This window comes from Sphingopyxis sp. GC21, assembly GCF_025727575.1.
Taxonomy (GTDB): Bacteria; Pseudomonadota; Alphaproteobacteria; order Sphingomonadales; family Sphingomonadaceae; genus Sphingopyxis; species Sphingopyxis terrae_A.
In genome coordinates this window covers 638,886-655,537 of sequence record NZ_CP095845.1, presented here as the reverse complement: position 1 = coordinate 655,537, position 16,652 = coordinate 638,886, and the positions used below count along the sequence as shown (strand labels likewise).

General features: G+C 65.3%; 16 protein-coding genes and 1 other RNA gene. 7 read left to right on the top strand and 10 right to left on the bottom strand.

Going from position 1 to position 16,652, the window contains the following annotated elements; all coding sequences use genetic code 11:
- Positions 1–140 precede the first annotated feature (140 nt).
- Entirely contained in the window at positions 141–2,012 is a 1,872-nt protein-coding gene (locus MU856_RS03160) for a M1 family metallopeptidase (protein ID WP_062903154.1), read from the top strand.
- On the opposite strand, the gene MU856_RS03155 is transcribed toward MU856_RS03160, so the two are convergent.
- The 4 genes from MU856_RS03155 to MU856_RS03140 all read right to left on the bottom strand — a co-directional run bounded on the left by MU856_RS03155 (position 2,009) and on the right by MU856_RS03140 (position 7,048).
- Positions 2,009–3,382, bottom strand: a complete 1,374-nt coding sequence (locus MU856_RS03155; protein ID WP_062902089.1) for an efflux transporter outer membrane subunit — start codon at positions 3,380–3,382, stop codon at positions 2,009–2,011. The two genes, MU856_RS03160 and MU856_RS03155, sit on opposite strands and share 4 nt — an antisense overlap.
- Complete coding sequence (locus tag MU856_RS03150; protein WP_263588355.1) at positions 3,379–4,566, bottom strand: HlyD family secretion protein; 1,188 nt, start codon at positions 4,564–4,566, stop codon at positions 3,379–3,381. Before MU856_RS03150 ends, MU856_RS03155 begins: the two co-directional genes overlap by 4 nt.
- On the bottom strand, positions 4,563–6,245 hold the full coding sequence (locus tag MU856_RS03145; RefSeq protein ID WP_263588354.1) for an MFS transporter: 1,683 nt from the start codon (positions 6,243–6,245) through the stop codon (positions 4,563–4,565). The genes MU856_RS03150 and MU856_RS03145 overlap by 4 nt, the downstream gene beginning before the upstream one ends.
- A 185-nt stretch (positions 6,246–6,430) precedes the next feature.
- A complete protein-coding gene (locus MU856_RS03140; protein WP_263588353.1) occupies positions 6,431–7,048 on the bottom strand; it encodes a cation transporter in 618 nt (205 codons plus the stop codon).
- 107 nt (positions 7,049–7,155) lie between these two features.
- Here MU856_RS03140 and MU856_RS03135 point away from each other — a divergent pair, with 107 nt between their 5' ends.
- Complete coding sequence (locus tag MU856_RS03135) at positions 7,156–7,566, top strand: MerR family transcriptional regulator (protein WP_263588352.1); 411 nt, start codon at positions 7,156–7,158, stop codon at positions 7,564–7,566.
- A 90-nt stretch (positions 7,567–7,656) separates the two neighbouring features.
- On the opposite strand, the gene ssrA is transcribed toward MU856_RS03135, so the two are convergent.
- Positions 7,657–8,015: a transfer-messenger RNA gene (ssrA, locus tag MU856_RS03130) on the bottom strand.
- A gap of 58 nt (positions 8,016–8,073) precedes the next feature.
- The gene (gene mscL, locus MU856_RS03125; RefSeq protein WP_086455884.1) at positions 8,074–8,496 is read right to left on the bottom strand and encodes a large conductance mechanosensitive channel protein MscL; all 423 of its coding nucleotides are present in this window, start codon (positions 8,494–8,496) and stop codon (positions 8,074–8,076) included.
- 118 nt (positions 8,497–8,614) lie between these two features.
- Here mscL and MU856_RS03120 point away from each other — a divergent pair, with 118 nt between their 5' ends.
- From MU856_RS03120 to MU856_RS03100, 5 genes are read left to right on the top strand one after another with little or no spacing between them, the layout of a single operon-like run.
- Complete coding sequence (locus MU856_RS03120) at positions 8,615–9,217, top strand: LemA family protein (RefSeq protein WP_003047327.1); 603 nt, start codon at positions 8,615–8,617, stop codon at positions 9,215–9,217.
- A 1-nt stretch (position 9,218) separates the two neighbouring features.
- Positions 9,219–9,743, top strand: a complete 525-nt coding sequence (locus tag MU856_RS03115; protein WP_062767975.1) for a TPM domain-containing protein — start codon at positions 9,219–9,221, stop codon at positions 9,741–9,743.
- Entirely contained in the window at positions 9,740–10,558 is an 819-nt protein-coding gene (locus MU856_RS03110; RefSeq protein WP_263588351.1) for a TPM domain-containing protein, read from the top strand. Before MU856_RS03115 ends, MU856_RS03110 begins: the two co-directional genes overlap by 4 nt.
- 12 nt (positions 10,559–10,570) lie before the next feature.
- Positions 10,571–11,251 (top strand): TPM domain-containing protein, encoded by a 681-nt coding sequence (locus MU856_RS03105; RefSeq protein ID WP_003047334.1) that lies wholly within the window; start codon positions 10,571–10,573, stop codon positions 11,249–11,251.
- A gap of 28 nt (positions 11,252–11,279) precedes the next feature.
- On the top strand, positions 11,280–11,828 hold the full coding sequence (locus MU856_RS03100; RefSeq protein WP_263588350.1) for an NUDIX hydrolase: 549 nt from the start codon (positions 11,280–11,282) through the stop codon (positions 11,826–11,828).
- A 3-nt stretch (positions 11,829–11,831) separates the two neighbouring features.
- Here MU856_RS03100 and MU856_RS03095 read toward each other — a convergent pair whose 3' ends face one another.
- The 4 genes from MU856_RS03095 to MU856_RS03080 all read right to left on the bottom strand — a co-directional run bounded on the left by MU856_RS03095 (position 11,832) and on the right by MU856_RS03080 (position 16,647).
- Positions 11,832–12,467 (bottom strand): rhomboid family intramembrane serine protease, encoded by a 636-nt coding sequence (locus MU856_RS03095; RefSeq protein WP_263588349.1) that lies wholly within the window; start codon positions 12,465–12,467, stop codon positions 11,832–11,834.
- A 13-nt stretch (positions 12,468–12,480) separates the two neighbouring features.
- Positions 12,481–12,957 carry a transcription elongation factor GreA gene (greA, locus tag MU856_RS03090; RefSeq protein ID WP_003047342.1) on the bottom strand — a complete coding sequence of 159 codons (477 nt, stop codon included), beginning with the start codon at positions 12,955–12,957 and terminating at the stop codon, positions 12,481–12,483.
- Between the two features lie 97 nt (positions 12,958–13,054).
- Positions 13,055–16,375 carry a carbamoyl-phosphate synthase large subunit gene (gene carB / locus MU856_RS03085; RefSeq protein WP_263588348.1) on the bottom strand — a complete coding sequence of 1,107 codons (3,321 nt, stop codon included), beginning with the start codon at positions 16,373–16,375 and terminating at the stop codon, positions 13,055–13,057.
- Positions 16,375–16,647, bottom strand: coding sequence for a hypothetical protein (locus tag MU856_RS03080; RefSeq protein ID WP_263588347.1), 273 nt, complete (start codon positions 16,645–16,647; stop codon positions 16,375–16,377). Before MU856_RS03080 ends, carB begins: the two co-directional genes overlap by 1 nt.
- Positions 16,648–16,652: the final 5 nt, after the last annotated feature.

Here is a 16,652-nt window from a genome sequence, read left to right as displayed (position 1 = left end):
GGGAAGCGCCCGCGTCGGGGGTGGCGCGCACCTTGCGCCCGATCGGCCGCAATCGCCACCGCCAATTTCGCGTTCGCCAGGATTGCTTCGTGCCACCAGCCGGTTGCAGTTTCGTGCGTCGCCGCCTACGCCGCCTTCCCATGCGTATGATCCTGCTCGCCGCCGCGCTGCTCGCCGGCGCCTCGCCCCTCGCCGCACAGACGGCGACCGCCCCTGCCCCCATATTGACCACGCCCGAAGCGAAGGACGTATGGACCCACGCCGATCCCGAGGTCGCCCGCGTCACCCATGTGTCGCTGAACCTCGATGTCGATTTCGCGACCCGCACGCTGGGCGGCACCGCGACGCTCGATCTGCTCGTCGCCAACAATGCCCAGTCGATCGTCCTCGATGCCGACAATCTGGCGATTTCTTCGGTCACCGACGCCAATGGCAAGCCGCTCAAATGGGCTGTCGGCGATACCGATCCCGAACTCGGTTCGGCGCTGACGGTCGAACTCGATGGCGCGCAGCGCATCGTCTTGACCTATCGCAGCCGGCCGGGAGCCAATGCGCTACAATGGCTGCCGCCCGAAATGACTGCGGGAAAGACCAAGCCCTATCTGTTCAGCCAAGGCCAGGCGATCCTCAACCGGAGCTGGATTCCGACGCAGGACAGCCCCGGTATCCGTCAGACATGGGATGCGACGCTGACCGTTCCGGGCGATCTCGTCGCGGTGATGAGCGGCGAGAAGCTGAGCGGCGACAAGGGCGAAGCGCTGCCCGACGGTCGCCGCCGTTTTCGCTTTCGCATGGACAAGCCGGTGCCGCCCTATCTGATCGCTTTCGCGGTCGGCGACCTTAAATTCCGCTCGCTCGGCCCACGCTCGGGCGTGTGGACCGAAGCGACGATGCTCGACGCCGCGGCGCGCGAATTCGGCGATGTCGAAAAGATGATCGACGCGGCCTCGGCGCTCTATGGCCCTTATCGCTGGGGCCGCTACGACATGCTCGTCCTGCCGCCCTCCTTTCCCTATGGCGGCATGGAAAACCCGATGCTGACCTTTCTCACGCCGACGATCATCACCGGCGACCGGTCGAACACCGACGTCGTCGCGCACGAACTGGCGCATAGCTGGTCGGGCAACCTCGTCACCAATGCGACCTGGTCCGACAGTTGGCTCAACGAAGGCTTCACTACCTATTTCGAGAACCGGATCATGGAGGCGCTCTATGGCAAGGAGCGCGCGGCGATGTATGCCGATCTCGACTGGGACAATATGATGCGCGACATCGACGCCAATGGCGGCCAGACCGGCGCCAAGACCCGGCTGCACGGTGCACCCGGCGACGGCACGCTCGATTATACCAAGGGATCCAACTTCCTGCGCATGATCGAAACGACGGTCGGCCGCGCGCGCTGGGACGCCTATCTCAAATCCTATTTCGACCGCCATGCCTTTCAGCCGCAGACGACCGCGGGTTTCCTGACCGATCTGCGCGAAAATCTGCTGAAGGGCGACCCGGCGCTCGAACTGTCGTTGCAACTCGACCGCTGGTCCTATGCCGCGGGCCTGCCCGACAATGCGGTGCACCACAAGAGCGCGACGCTGGCCGCGGTCGATGCCAAGCTTGCCGCCTTCAACGCCGGCGGTCCGGCGCGCGCCATCGCCCCCGAAGGTTGGACGACGCAGCAATGGCTACGTTTCCTGAACGGCATCCCGCGGGCGCAGAGCGCGGCGCGGCTCAAGGAACTCGACGAAACGCTGGGTCTGTCGGCGTCAACCAACGCCTATGTCCGTTCGGCCTGGCTCGAACTTGCCATCGCCAACCGCTACGAACCCGCGCTACCGTCATTGCGCCAGTTCGCCGGCACCGTCGGGCGCGGTCTGCTGATCCGGCCGCTCTACACCGGGCTGAAGCGTCAGGGCGCGTGGGGCGATGCGATCGCGCGCGACCTGTTCGCCCGCTCGCGCGCCACCTATCACCCCGCGGTGGCATCGGGGATCGAGAAAATCCTCGCTGGCGATTAAGCCGCCGGGGCGCCGCCGCCGAGCGCCTGATAGAGGGCGACATATGCGTTCAGGCGGTCGGCGCGGAGCTGGATCAGCGCGAGATCGACGCCGAGCAGCGACCGCTGCGCGTCGAGCTGTTCCAGATAGGGCGAATAGCCCGCGCGATAGCGGTTGGTCGCGTGCCGCAGCGCATCGGCCACCGCCGCGCGCTGCGCCATCAGCGCCTGTTCCTGCGCGTTGAACCGGTCGATCACCGCCATTTGGTCCTCCACCTCGCGAAAGGCGGTGAGAACCGTCTTGCGATAGGCGAAAGCTGCCTGATCGCGCTGCGCCGTCGCGGCGTCGAACTGGCCTTGCAGTCGCCCGCCCGAAAAGATCGGCGCCAATATACTGCCGCCGACCGACCATATGCTGATCGGATCGCCCAAAGCCGACGAAATCACCGCCCCGGCCGACGCTGCCAACCGGACTTGCGGCAGGAATTGTGCCCGCGCGGCACGCAGATTGGCGTCGGTCGCCGCCAGCGCATATTCGGCCTGCGCGATGTCGGGCCGCCGCCGCACCAGTTCAGACGGCAGCACCGCAGGCACCGGCGGCACCGCGAGCGCGGCAAAACCTTCGCCGCGCGCGATTGCATGCGGCGTATCGCCGACCAGCAGCGACAGGCCGTTTTCCTGCCGCGCGATTGCCGCCTCGATCGCCGGGATCTGCTGCGTCGTCGCCTGATATTCGGCCTCGGCCTGTCGCAGTTCGAGCTGCGAGGTATAGCCGGCCTCGGCGCGGCTGCGCGCGAGCCGTAGCGCCTCCGACCGCGAGGTCAGCGTCTCGGCGAGCAACTGCCGCCGCGCGTCGAGCGCGAGCAGCGTGATATAGCCGCTCGCCGCTGCCGCACTGACCGACAGTGTTGCCGCCTCGTGCGCCGCCGCAACCGCCGCCGCATTGGCCCGCGCCGCTTCGCGCGTCGCGGCATTGCGGCCGAACAGGTCGATCTCGTAGCTCGCCTGGAACACCGGCTGCGCGGCGAAGCTTTCGGTCGGCTGGCCGAAGGCGTTGACGCTGCGCGCCTCGGCCCCCTGCCCGCTCAGCGACAGGTTCGGCAGCAGCAGCGAGCGTGCGACGCGCTCCTGTGCCCGCGCTTCGGCGACGCGCGCCGCCGCGATGGCAAGGTCGCTGTTGTTCGCGCGCGCCTGTTCGACCAGCGCGGTCAGCCGCGCGTCGCCGAATGCCGACCACCAGCGGCTGTCGATCGCCGCACCGTCGGTCGGCAGCACGGTGCGCCAGTCGGCGGGCGGTGCGACCGCGCTCGCGGCGGGCGGCGGCGTCAGCGCGGGCGCGCAGCCCGCCAACGCCAGCGCCAGACCGGCAAACGGCAAGGTGAGCCGCCTCATTCGCCGCGTCCGGTATGAACCGTCGCCACCACCGACATGCCGGGACCGAGCCGCTCGGCAAGTTTCTGTTTCGGTTCGATGCGGATGCGCACGGCGATCCGCTGCGGCACCTTGACGAAATTGCCCGATCCGGTGTCGGGTTTGATGATGCTGAACTCGCTGCCCGCCGCGGGGGCGATATTTTCAACCACACCCTTCAGCTCGGCGCCGCCCAGCGCATCGACGCGCAGCGTCGCGCGCTGGCCGACGCGGATATTCGCGGTCTGCGCTTCCTTGAAATTGGCGACCACCCAATGCTTCTCGGGCACGAGATACATGAGCTGGGTGCCCGGGCTGACGAGCTGGCCGACGCGCACCGACACTTCGCTCAGCTTGCCCGCGCGCGGGGCGCGAACGATCGTGTTCTGAAGATCGATGTCGGCCAGACCGCGCGCCGCCTTTGCATTGGCCACCCCGGCCTCCAGACCGCCGCGCCCGACGCTCACCGATCGCACCTGCTCCTCGGCGATCGCGCGCTGCGCCTCGGCCTGCCGCACCGCTGCTTCGGCCTGGCGGAGCCCCGCGAGCGTCTGGTCACGTTCGCGGATCGACACCGATCCTTCGCCGACCAGATCGTTGACGCGCCGCATATCGGCCTGGGCACGGGCGAGCTGCGCGCGGGCGTTGGCGACCGCCGCCTCCTGCGCCTTCACCTGCGCCTCGGCCGAGCGCCTGCTCTGCGCGCTATTGTCGAGCGAGGCGGTCTGCGCGGCAATATTGGCGCTGCCCTGCGCAACGCGCTGGCGGTAGATGCGGTCGTCGATCCGCACCAGTTCCTGCCCCGCCGCGACAGTCTGGAAATCCTGCACCAGCACCGCGGTCACATAGCCGCCGACCTGCGGCGCGATGATCGTCGTCTGGCCGCGCACATAGGCATTGTCGGTGGTCTGGCTGTTCGCGCGGAAGGGCGGTAGTCCCCAGGCGTAGAGAATGGCGAGCGCGCCGACGAGGATGATCGCGCCGAACAGGATGATCCGTCCGCGCGAACGCGGCGGCGCCCAGCCATCGGCCGGCGCGTCGGCGGGCCGGTCCGCCGGGGTCGGATCGGCAGCAGCCGGTGCCGGGGTCGGCATCGGGTCCGGCGTCGGAGCCGGTGCCGGCGTTTCGGGCGCGGGCGGCGCGCCTTCCTGTTTGTCGTCGCTCATTGATTTTGCGCCCTCAGTTTCTGCAAGACTTCAAGTTCCCGTGCCAATGGATTGATTCCGCGGCGTCGATCATAAACCCAGCGCGCGAACATCGCGACGAAGGCGATCGCCGACAGGCTGCCGATCACGACGAACACGTCGTTGAATGCCAGGATCGTCGCTTCGCGCGCCGCCTCGCGCACCACCTGCCCCGCGGCGGTCGCGCTGCGCAGCGCCGGGTCGGCGATGCTGCCGGTCAGGCTCGCCGCAATGGCGTTGATGCCATGCGCCAGTTCGGGGTTGGTCGTCGACAGGCTCTGCCCCAGCGTCATCAGATGCGCCTTGGTGCGCAGCGTGTGAAAGGCCGATAGCGCCGCAACCCCGGCAAGCCCGCCGATCGTCTGCGACAGGCTGAACACCGCCAGAAAGCTGACCATATAGGCAGGGCCGCGCGAAATGGCGCGCAGCAGCCCTTCGAGCAGCAGCGGCCCCATCACATAGACCGCGGCGAACGCGATCGCGCCTTGCGAGAAATACAGGTTCACCGGCCCGGTGCGCAGACCCGAATGGGTGTCGAGGAACGCGCCGACGGTGATGACGGCAAGCGCGACGAGGATCGGCCGCCGCAGGTCGGTCGGGTCGAGCCGCGCGATCGACAGCACCGCCCCCATCAGAGTCGCGAACGACAGCACCGCATAATAGGTGACAAGCTGATCGTTGACGAGGCCGGTGGCGGACAGCAGCCCGCTCGCCCCGAAATTCTGTTCGGACGTCAGCACGCGGACGAGTGCGCCGGTCAGCGCGAATTTTATGAGGTTGCGGCTGCCGATCCAGCGCGTGTGGAGCATCGGATTTCGGCGGTAATGTTCGATCAGGAAGGCGGTGCCGATCAGCACCACCGACGCAGCCAGCGCGCCGCCGAGCCACGGCGTCGACCACCAGATGATGCGCCCCTGCACCAGAAAGGCGCAGAGCAGCCCGACGCCGACCGCCAGGATCGGAAAGGTGATAAGGTCGAGCTTTTCGAACGAACGGATCGTTTCGCCCGGCGGGAGCTGCAATATGTTGACCGCGCCGACTGCGACGAGCGAGAGCGCGAATTGCAGCACGAACAGATTGCCGATGTCCCCGTCGGCGAGCAACAGCGGCGATATGGCGCGCGCGAGCGGAATCGCCACCTGTCCCAGCCCGATGCCGAGCAGGAAGCCCGCAATCCGCATCTTCGCTGGCAAGCCTTGCATCATGTAGAAGGCAGCAAGCGTCGTCAGCCCGCTCGCGGCGATCCCCGACACGCCGCGCGCGATGAGCTCCATGCGGTAACCGGCATCGAAAAGCTGGACGAAATTGGCAATCAGGAGCGCGATCATCGTCGCGCGCACGAAACGCTGAATGCCGAACTGCTGGCGCGACTTATAGAGCAGGATGCTCATGCACGCATTGGTCATATTATAGGAAACGGTGACCCAGCCCGCATCTGCGGGCGCCAGGTCGAGATGCCCCTGCAGCACCGTCAGATTGGCGATGAGCAGGCCATTCTGGAAACCGCCGACGATCGCAAGATACAGGCCAATGACGAAATAGCCGACCTTGCGCCCGACGGGATGGTCAGGCGACGCGGGCGACCCCGGCATGATCGGGCGTTCGTGCGGCTTGAACACATAGGCGCCGCCGGCTGCCGCGGGCGCTGCGGGATCAGCCACTCGCGTGCCTCCATCCTGCGCGCGGCCGTCGGCACGCGCGCGCCGGGCCGAAGTGCAAGGCGCCCCTGATCCGCATCCTGTGCGCCACAATATGCTCCTGACCGGCGAAGGCAAAGCGGGGAAATGCTTTGCCGCCAGTTCGGTTCCGCGCGGCGCATACGAATGGCACCTATGGGCGGCGCGCGTCAGGCGGCGGTGAGATCGCGGCGCGCGTGGCGGAAGACCTCGGCGCTGCCCCATATGGCAAGCAGCGCCATGATCGCGGCCACCAGAAGGTCGGGCCAGCCCTGCCCGGTGCCGAACACGCCGAGCGCCGCCCCCATCACCGCCAGATTGCCGATCGCATCGTTGCGCGAGCATATCCACACCGAGCGCATATTGGCGTCGCCGGTCCGGTAGCGATAGAGCATCAGCGCGACCGCGACATTGGCGGCGAGCGCGACGACGCCGATCATCCCCATCGTTTCGGCATGCGGTGCGCTGCCGTCGATGAAGCCCCAGATCGTCGAGCCCAATATCCACAGCCCGAACGCCAGCATCGTCGTAGCCTTCAGCATTGCCGCGCGCGCGCGCCATGCGATCGCCATGCCGGCGACCGTAAGGCTGATCGCATAATTGGCGCTGTCGCCCAGAAAATCTAGCGCATCGGCCTGCAGCGCGCGCGAATCGGCTGCGACGCCCGCGACGATTTCGACGAGGAACATCGCCCCGTTGATCAGCAGCGCGATCCACAGGATGCGCCGCCACTTGGGATCGTTCAGCGCGGTCGCTCCGCTTTTTCCGGCGCAGCATTGATCGGCCATCGCCTGCATCTCCTTCCGTCTCGGCCGCCGCAGGAATTGCCGGGCGGCCGCTTGGTTCTTCGAGTCGGCATCCTATATGCACCCTGTAGCAACTACAGGGTCAAGCGATGAAGATCGGCGAACTGTCGCGTGCCACCGGCACCAACATCGAAACCATCCGCTACTATGAGCGGATCGGCCTCCTCCCCGCCCCGGCGCGGACCGATGCCAATTACCGCAGCTATGGCGACGCGCATCGCGCGCGGCTGCGCTTCGTGCGCCACTCGCGCGAACTGGGCTTCACAATCGACGAAATCCGCTCGCTGCTCGACCTCACCGATCATCCCGAACGCGACTGCGCCGACGCCGACCGCATCGCGTCCGCGCATCTGGAACAGGTCGAGGCGAAAATCGCACAGCTTTCGGCGCTACGCGACGAGCTGACCCGCATCGTCGGCCGCTGCCGCGGCGGCTTGGCCGGCGATTGCCGGGTGATCGAGGCGCTGGGCGATCATGGTCAATGCGACGGCGCGCATTGATAAGACACGGTCGCAGGGGCGACGCGAGAGGCGGCAGCTGAAAAAGGGAAAGGTGGGACGATTCTGTTGCCCGGCTCGTCCCCAGCCGCTGGTATCCGATTCTGTTGCCCGGTTCGGTCCGAACCGCGTTCTATTTGTCTAACCTTAGGCCGTGAGGCTTATCGGTTAGGCAGCAAGAGCGAGTGCTTCGTTATCGTTAGCACCTATTGGTTTTGAGCCTTTAACGGGTTACTCAGCCCGGAAGAAAACATCGTCTTTGAACACACGTCGATCCTGGTTCGGCCCCGTCAGAAGCCCGCGCACCCCTTCGAAAAGGACGCGGGCTTGTGGTGGAGCCGCCGGGTACTGCCCCCGGGTCCGCTGTGTCTATTCCACGACACCATTTATCCTCATAGCCGGTCGAAACCGGCCCTTCCCATATAGGAAGCCCGCCCGCACTTTGGAAGAGCGCAGGCGGGCCTTTCGTCCTGAAACGACACCGGACCCACGCCGGCGCGCGATGAAATGCTATTTCTTGCGCAGTTCGTCGCGGATTTCGGTGAGCAGATCGACCTCGCTCGGCCCCGCAGGCGCTTCGGCCGGCGCTTCCTTGCGCACCACCCTGTTCACTGCCCGCACGAGCAGGAAGATGATCCATGCCAAAATCAGGAAGTTGATCACCGCCGTAATGAAGGCACCATAGCCGATCATCGCGACGCCCGCCTTTTTCAAGGCGGCATAGTCGGTCGCAGCGACGCCGTCGGGAATGCTGCCAAGCAGGATGAACTTGCTCGAAAAATCGACCCCGCCGAACAACCAGCCGACGATCGGCATGATGACGTCCTCGGTCAGCGATCCGGTGATCGTCGCGAACGCGCCGCCGATGATGACGCCGACCGCCAGATCGATGACATTGCCGCGCGCGATAAATTCCTTGAACTCGTTCAGCATCTTATTGCTCCCCGAACTGCTGATCCTGCCGTCATGGTGGTGCGCCGGTCATTGCGCAAAAGCAAGGGGCATCCTATTATGTGTATTGTTGCGGCAAAACGCCGCCTGAGGGAGCCTGATGACCATGTCCTATCGTTCCGCCCGCTGGCTGATTGTTCCGGCCGCCGCGATGAGCCTGTCGGCCTGCGGCATCAACAGCGTTCCGACCAAGGAAGAAGCCGCGAAGGCCAAATGGGCCAATGTCGAAGCCGCCTATCAGCGCCGCGCCGACCTGATCCCCAACCTCGTCGAAACCGCCAAGGGTGCCGCGAAGATCGAGCAATCGACGCTCGAAGGCGTTATCCAGGCGCGCGCATCGGCAACGCAGGTGAAGCTGAGCACCGACGACTTGGAAGACCCCGCGAAGGTTCAGGCCTTCCAGCAAGCGCAGGGCAATGTGTCGAGCGCACTCGGCCGCCTGCTCGTTACCGTCGAACAATATCCCGAGCTCAAGAGCCAGGCGCGCTTTGCCGACCTGATGACCCAGCTCGAGGGAACCGAAAACCGCATCAACGTCACGATCCAGGACTATAACGCCGCGGTGCAGGACTATAACACGACGATCCGCACCTTCCCTGACATAATCGGTGCCAAGATCGTCCACGGCGCCAAGCCGATGACCCCCTATAAGGCGGTCGATCCCAACGCGAACGTCGCGCCCAAGGTCGATTTCGGTCAATAATATGCGCGCAGCCGCCATCGCAGCTTCGCTCACGATGCTGATCATCGTGGGCGGCTGCAACGGTGGATCCGGCCCAGCGGCTGCGAAGGAAACGGCGGCATGCGACGGCGTTCCTCAAATGGCGCTGGCCGGCCGAGTGACCGATGCGGCGAATATATTGCCCGCCGAAGACGAGGCGCGCCTGTCCGGGCGCCTTGCTCGCTACGAAAGAGATACGCAGCATCAGATGGTCATCGTGACCACGCCGAGTCTTCACGGCGTCCGCATCGACAATTTTGGCACCTGCCTCGGCAATCGCTGGAAGATTGGACGGCAGGGTCATGACGATGGCGTGATCGTCGTGATTGCACCGAATGAACGGCAGATGCGGATCGCCACCGGTTTTGGAATGGAAAAAATACTGACCGACGACAAGGCGCTCGCGATCGTGCACCGGATGACGCCCTATTTTGCCAAGGCGGACTATTCTGGCGGCCTATCCGTGGGCATCGACGCCATCGCCGCAGAGACGGGAGACAAGCCATGAAATCGCTCCTGCTCGGCTGGGCGCTGGGCTTTTCACTGCTTGCCCTTCCCGCGGCGGCGCAGGATTTCCCCAAGCTCAGCGGGCGCGTCGTCGATCAGGCGGATATCATTCCGGCGGCCGAGGAAGCCAATCTGACGGTCCAGCTCGAACAGCTGGAAAAGACCACGGGGCATCAGCTCGTCGTCGCGACGGTGAACAGCCTCGATGGCAATGACATCAACGACTATGGCTACAAGCTCGGCCGCGCGTGGGGCATCGGCGGCAAGGAGAATAACGACGGCGTCGTCTTCCTGATCGCCCCCAACGAACGGCGAATGAACATCTCGGTCGGCTATGGGCTTGAACCCGTGCTGACCGATGCGCTGTCGGGCCGGATCATCCGCGACGTGGTGACGCCCAAATTCAAGGCCGGCGACATGCCCGGCGGCATCCAGGACGGCGTGAACGCGATCGCCGAGCAGATCCAGCTGCCGCCGGAGGAAGCCGCGGCGCGCGCCGCGAAGGCCGCGAAGGCCGAGCGCGACCGCGCCTACAATGGAAATATCGGCGGGCTGATCTTCGTGGCCTTCATCATCTTCTTCTTTTTCATCCTGCCGATGCTCGGCGCCTTCGGGCGTCGCGGACGGCGGCATCGCAAGCATCGCCCATGGGGCGGCGCCCCGATCATCATCTGGGGCGACAATGACTGGGGCGGCAGTTCGGGTGGCGGCTGGGGCGGTGGTTCCTGGGGCGGCGGGGGCGGCTTCGGCGGCGGAGGCGGCTTTTCGGGCGGCGGCGGCAGCTTCGGCGGCGGCGGCGCCTCGGGCGGCTGGTAAGGGGGACGCGCAATGAAAGTCAGCCATGTCAGCGAAGCCGATCACGACATCGTGACCGCCGCGGTCGCCGAGGCCGAACGACACACCGATGGCGAGATCGTCACGGTGATCGCCGCGCAGTCGAACGACTATGACGATGTCGCGCTCGTCTGGGCGAGCGTCATCGCCTTTATCGCCATGTCGGTGATCGCGCTTTTTCCCGATTTCTATCAGGGTCTCTATTACCGGCTGAGCGGCGGCTGGGGGCATGAATTGACCGCCAATCAATGGCTCGGAACCGTCATCGCGGTCGGGGTGCTCAAATGGATCGGCGTCTGGCTGGTCCTGCTGTGGCGTCCGCTGCGCCTGTGGCTGACGCCGCGCGCGATCCGCGCCGCGCGCGTCCGCGCCCGCGCCATCGACCTGTTCAAGGTCGGGACCGAGGCGAAGACGATGGGCCGCACGGGCATCCTGCTCTATGTCAGCCTGCGCGAACATCGCGCCGACATCGTCGCCGACGAAGCGATCGCCGCCAAGGTCGCGCCCTCGATTTGGGGCGAAGCGATGGAGGCGCTGATCGACGAGGTGCGCGCCGGTCGCCCCGGCCACGGCATGGCCGAGGCGGTCCGCCGCATGGGTATCGTGCTGGCCGAACATTTCCCGAAGAGCGACGGCAACCCCAACGAGCTGCCCGACCGGCTGATCGAGCTTTGATCCCTACCCTTTCGCCGACGGAGACGATATGACCCGCCCTGCAGCCGGCACGCCCGTCGAAACGCGTTGGGAAGGCCGCTTCATCACGGTGAAACAGCAAGGCAATTGGGAATATGTGTCGCGGTCGCGCGGCATTCACGCCGCGGTGATCCTGGCGATCGACGAGGACGCCGACGGGCGGCACATCCTGCTGGTCGAACAATATCGCGTCCCGCTCGGCAAATATTGCCTCGAACTGCCCGCGGGGCTTGTCGGGGACGACAGCGCGGGCGAGGCGCCCGAGATTGCCGCGGTGCGCGAACTCGAAGAGGAAACGGGCTACCGCGCGGCCGAGTGGCTGACCGTCGGCGAATTCTACAGTTCGCCCGGCATGGTCAGCGAAAGCTTCACCCTGCTCCGCGCGACCGGTCTGACCAAGGTCGGTGAAGGCGGCGGCGTCGATGGCGAGGACATTGCGGTCCACCGCGTCCCGCTGCCCGAAATCGCCGCCTTTATCGCCGCAAAGCGCGCCGAAGGCTGCGGTATCGACGTGCGCGTCGCGATGCTGCTCGCGGGCGGGCTGCTCGCGCTGTCCTGACGGTCAGCGCGCGCCGAAGCGCCAGCGCAGCAACGGCCGTGCGAGCAATATCCCCGCGAGGAAGCCGCCGACATGCGCCCAGATCGCGACGAGGCCGAATCCTGCGCCGCCCGCAAAGCCGATCAGGATCTGCACCCCGATCCATGCTGCCGCCAGCCACAGTGCGCGCACCCAATGCGCCGGAATCGGTCCCAGCGCCTGCGTCTCGGAGCGACTGAAAATCAGCGCGAACACCGCGATCAGCGCCGAAATCGCGCCCGAGGCGCCGATCATCGGCACCGGCGATTGCGGATCGGCCAGATATTGCGCGAAGGCCCCCGCATAGGCGCCGGCGACGAGCAATACCGCCATCGCCTTCGTCCCCAGCGGCGCTTCGAGCTGGCGGCCGATGAACAGCAAGACGACCAGATTGAACACCAGGTGGAGGATGCCGCCGTGCAGTAAAGCGGAGGTCAGCGGGGTGAGCGCGAAGGGCACGAAAAAGCCCGGCGCCGCAATCGGCTCCATCGCAAAGCGCGCGGGAATGAAACCCGCGCGCACGATCGCCTCGACCTGATAGCCGCTGATCGACAGCAGGATAAAGATCACCGCGCATAGCACGGAAACTCCCGTGACCAGCGGTGCGTCCTGCGGTCTCATTTCGGCGCGATCGTCAGATGAATTCGATCTTCGTGACGAGATAATATTTGTCGCCCGCCGGAACGGTGACTTCGATCTCGTCATCGACCTTTCGGCCGATCAGCGCGCGCCCGAGCGGCGAATTATAGCTGATCTTGCCCACCTTGGCGTCGGCCTCGGCCTGCCCCACGATCTGATATTTGACCGGCTTGTCATCCTCGTCGGCGAGCGTCACCGTCGCACCGAATACGATGCGGTCACCCGACAGCGTCGTCGGGTCGATGACCTGCGCACGCGACAGCTTGTCCTCCAGATCGCCGATGGTCGCTTCGACCTGGCCCTGGCGTTCCTTCGCGGCGTGATATTCGGCATTTTCCGAAAGGTCGCCATGCGCGCGCGCTTCCTCGATCGCATCGACGATGAGGGGGCGTTCGGCTTTAAGAGTGGCGAGCTGTGCGCTCAGCTTCTCATAGCCTTCCTGCAGCATCGGAACCTTTTCAACGCTTGCCATTATCCTGTTGTCCTTCGTCAATAATCCACCGCCAGCGAAACTTCGCCGGGGCGGCTGAGCCGCTGTTTCCGTCAATGTAGGGAGATGAAGCGGTCCCTCAATAATAGTCCTGAAGCGGCTTTACTTCAAGAGAGTGCGAGCGCAGCGCGCCAATCGCATGGGTTGCGGCATCGCTGCCCGTCGCGGTCGTATAATAGGCGACGTCGGCCGCGAGCGCCGAAGCGCGGATCGACTGCGAGTCCTGGAGCGACTGCCACCCCTCGGTCGTGTTGAAGATCAGCTGCACATCGCCGTCCTTGATACGGTCGACGATGTGCGGACGCCCTTCGGCGACCTTGTTCACCCGTTCAACGTCGATGCCCTGCCCCGCCAGATAGTCGGCGGTGCCGCCGGTCGCGATCACCTGCCACCCCCAAGCGGCGAGCTGCTTCACCGACGCGACGATGCGCGGCTTGTCGCTGTCCTTCACCGACACGAACAGCCGCCCGTCGGTCGGCAGGCGGTCGCCCGCGCCGAGCTGTGCCTTGGCAAAGGCGAGATTGAAATCGCTATCGATTCCCATGACTTCGCCGGTGGACTTCATTTCAGGCGACAATACCGGGTCGGTGCCAGGGAAGCGCGCGAAGGGGAAAACCGCTTCCTTGACCGCGACATGGTCGATGTCGCGGTTGATCTTCGGCAGATCGGCCAGCTTCTCGCCCGCCATCACCCGCGCCGCGATCTTGGCGATCGGCGAACCCACCGCCTTGGCGACAAAGGGCACGGTGCGGCTCGCGCGCGGGTTGACCTCGATCAGGTAGACCTCACCATCCTTCACCGCATATTGCACGTTCATCAGCCCGCGGACGTTGAGGGCGCGCGCCAGCGCGTCGGTCTGCCGCTCGATCTCGGCGACGATGTCGGCGGGCAGACTGTACGGCGGGATCGAACAGGCGCTGTCGCCCGAATGGACGCCCGCTTCCTCGATATGCTGGAGTACCCCGGCCACCACGACATCGGTGCCGTCGCACAGCGCATCGACATCGACCTCGATCGCGTCGCGCAGATAGCGGTCGATCAGCACGGGCGAATCACCCGACACCTGCACCGCGGTCTCGATGTAATTTTCGAGCTGCGCCTGATCGTCGACGATCTCCATCGCGCGGCCGCCGAGCACATAGGAGGGGCGCGTGAGCACCGGGTAACCGATGCGCGCCGCGACCGCGACGGCTTCTTCGCGGCTGCGCGCGATGCCGTTCTCGGGCTGCTTGAGGCCCAGCTTGTTGACCAGCGCCGCAAAGCGTTCGCGGTCTTCGGCGAGGTCGATCGCGTCGGGCGAGGTGCCGAGGATCGGGATGCCCGCTTCCTCGAGCGCCTGCGCGAGCTTGAGCGGCGTCTGGCCGCCGAACTGGACGATCACGCCCACAAGCTCGCCCTTCGACTGCTCGACGTGCAATATTTCAAGCACATCCTCGGCGGTCAGCGGTTCGAAATAGAGGCGGTCCGACGTGTCATAGTCGGTCGACACCGTTTCGGGGTTGCAGTTGACCATGATCGTTTCATAACCCGCCTCCTCGAGCGCGAAGCAGGCGTGGCAGCAGCAATAATCGAACTCGATCCCCTGCCCGATCCGGTTCGGCCCGCCGCCGAGAATGACGATCTTCTTGCGGTCCGACGGGTTGGCCTCATTCTCGGGCTCGCCGAAGGTCGGGGCTTCATAGGTCGAATAGAGATAGGGGGTTTTGGCGGCGAATTCGGCGGCGCAAGTGTCGATGGTCTTGAACACCGGCCGCACGCCGAGCTTGTGACGCAGGCTCCGCACCTCGCCTTCGGTGACGCCGCCGGTCATCGCCTTCACTGCCTCGTGAATCAGCCCGCTGCCGCGCGCCGCCGCCGCGCCGGTGCCGGGCCGCAGATGCGCCGACTGCAGCGCCAGATAGGCGAGCCTTTTGTCCGAAAAGCCCATCGCCTTCAGCCGGCGCAGCCCCTCGGCATCGCGTGGCAGACCATTTTCGAGCACGCCGTTCTCGGCCTCGACAATCTCTGCGATGCGATCGAGGAACCACATGTCATAGCCCGCGATGCGGTTGATCTCGGCGAGCGACACGCCCTCGCGGATCGCCTGCGCCGCGATCAGCAGCCGGTCTGGAGTGCGCTGCGCCAGTTCGCTTTTCAATTGTTCGTGGCTCGCGCCGACCAGCCGATCGACGAAGTTGAAGCCCGACAATCCGGTCTCCAGCCCGCGCAGCGCTTTCTGCATCGATTCATGGATCGTGCGGCCGATCGCCATCACCTCGCCGACCGACTTCATCGCCGTCGACAGCAAGGGCTCGGCGCCCTTGAACTTTTCGAAGGCAAAGCGCGGGATCTTGGTGACGACATAGTCGATCGTCGGCTCGAACGACGCCGGGGTCACCCCGGTGATGTCGTTCATGATTTCGTCGAGCGTGTAGCCGACCGCGAGCTTCGCCGCGACCTTGGCGATCGGGAAGCCCGTCGCCTTCGACGCGAGCGCCGAGGAGCGCGACACGCGCGGGTTCATCTCGATCACGATCAGGCGGCCGTCCTTCGGATTGACCGCGAACTGCACGTTCGACCCGCCGGTTTCGACCCCGATCTCGCGCAGCACCGCGATGCTCGAGTTGCGCATGATCTGATATTCCTTGTCGGTCAGCGTCAGCGCGGGGGCGACGGTGATGCTGTCGCCGGTGTGGACGCCCATTGGATCGACATTTTCGATCGAACAGATGATGATGCAATTGTCCTTGCGGTCGCGCACCACCTCCATCTCATATTCTTTCCAGCCGAGGAGCGATTCCTCGATCAGGACTTCGGTGGTCGGCGAGGCGATCAGGCCGCCGCGAACGATATGCTCGAACTCCTCGCGGTTGTACGCGATGCCGCCGCCGGTGCCGCCCATGGTGAAGCTGGGCCGGATGATCGAGGGCAGGCCGGTGCGTTCGAGCACCGCGAACGCCTCGTCGAGCGTGTGCGCGATGCCCGAGCGCGCACTTTCCAGCCCGATCTTGTCCATCGCGTCGCGAAACTTGATACGGTCCTCGGCCTTGTCGATCGCCTCGGCATCGGCGCCGATCATCTCGACGCCATATTTGGTCAAGGTGCCGTCGTTGAACAAAGCCAGCGCGGTGTTCAGAGCGGTCTGCCCGCCCATCGTCGGCAGCACCGCATCCGGGCGCTCCTTTTCGATGATCTTCGCGACGATCTCAGGCGTAATCGGCTCCACGTACGTGGCGTCGGCCAGCTCGGGATCGGTCATGATCGTCGCCGGGTTGGAGTTGACGAGGACGATGCGATAGCCCTCCTCCTTCAGCGCCTTGATCGCCTGCGTCCCCGAATAGTCGAACTCGCACGCCTGACCGATCACGATCGGGCCGGCGCCGATGACGAGGATGGATTGGATGTCGGTTCTTTTGGGCATTATTTCTGTTCTTCTGCTGCGTATGATTCGTTGCCGACGAAGCCGAGTTTGATGTGGTCCGAGAATTCGGGCTTCTTCAGCTCTCGAAACACGCAATCGATCGTTTCGTATTTTGCATCCGGCGTCGGCATCACTGCGACCAAGTTATCGCTATCGAGTTTTAACGTGCCCGGCTTTGCGCCGCATTGTGTCTCCACACGTGCCAGCCCCTCCTTCAATCTTTCCGCGTCGGAATCTGTGGGGCTGGCCGCGCATCCCGCCAATGTCAGCATAAGCG

What these genes read in the sequence shown, in the direction of transcription:
- MU856_RS03160 (WP_062903154.1), top strand. Translation starts at nt 141, where the DNA reads ATGCGTATGATCCTGCTCGCCGCCGCGCTGCTCGCCGGCGCCTCGCCC.
- MU856_RS03155 (WP_062902089.1), bottom strand. Translation starts at nt 3,382, where the DNA reads ATGAGGCGGCTCACCTTGCCGTTTGCCGGTCTGGCGCTGGCGTTGGCG.
- MU856_RS03150 (WP_263588355.1), bottom strand. Translation starts at nt 4,566, where the DNA reads ATGAGCGACGACAAACAGGAAGGCGCGCCGCCCGCGCCCGAAACGCCG.
- MU856_RS03140 (WP_263588353.1), bottom strand. Translation starts at nt 7,048, where the DNA reads ATGGCCGATCAATGCTGCGCCGGAAAAAGCGGAGCGACCGCGCTGAAC.
- MU856_RS03135 (WP_263588352.1), top strand. Translation starts at nt 7,156, where the DNA reads ATGAAGATCGGCGAACTGTCGCGTGCCACCGGCACCAACATCGAAACC.
- mscL (WP_086455884.1), bottom strand. Translation starts at nt 8,496, where the DNA reads ATGCTGAACGAGTTCAAGGAATTTATCGCGCGCGGCAATGTCATCGAT.
- MU856_RS03120 (WP_003047327.1), top strand. Translation starts at nt 8,615, where the DNA reads ATGACCATGTCCTATCGTTCCGCCCGCTGGCTGATTGTTCCGGCCGCC.
- MU856_RS03115 (WP_062767975.1), top strand. Translation starts at nt 9,219, where the DNA reads ATGCGCGCAGCCGCCATCGCAGCTTCGCTCACGATGCTGATCATCGTG.
- MU856_RS03110 (WP_263588351.1), top strand. Translation starts at nt 9,740, where the DNA reads ATGAAATCGCTCCTGCTCGGCTGGGCGCTGGGCTTTTCACTGCTTGCC.
- MU856_RS03105 (WP_003047334.1), top strand. Translation starts at nt 10,571, where the DNA reads ATGAAAGTCAGCCATGTCAGCGAAGCCGATCACGACATCGTGACCGCC.
- MU856_RS03100 (WP_263588350.1), top strand. Translation starts at nt 11,280, where the DNA reads ATGACCCGCCCTGCAGCCGGCACGCCCGTCGAAACGCGTTGGGAAGGC.
- MU856_RS03095 (WP_263588349.1), bottom strand. Translation starts at nt 12,467, where the DNA reads ATGAGACCGCAGGACGCACCGCTGGTCACGGGAGTTTCCGTGCTATGC.
- greA (WP_003047342.1), bottom strand. Translation starts at nt 12,957, where the DNA reads ATGGCAAGCGTTGAAAAGGTTCCGATGCTGCAGGAAGGCTATGAGAAG.
- carB (WP_263588348.1), bottom strand. Translation starts at nt 16,375, where the DNA reads ATGCCCAAAAGAACCGACATCCAATCCATCCTCGTCATCGGCGCCGGC.
- MU856_RS03080 (WP_263588347.1), bottom strand. Translation starts at nt 16,647, where the DNA reads ATGCTGACATTGGCGGGATGCGCGGCCAGCCCCACAGATTCCGACGCG.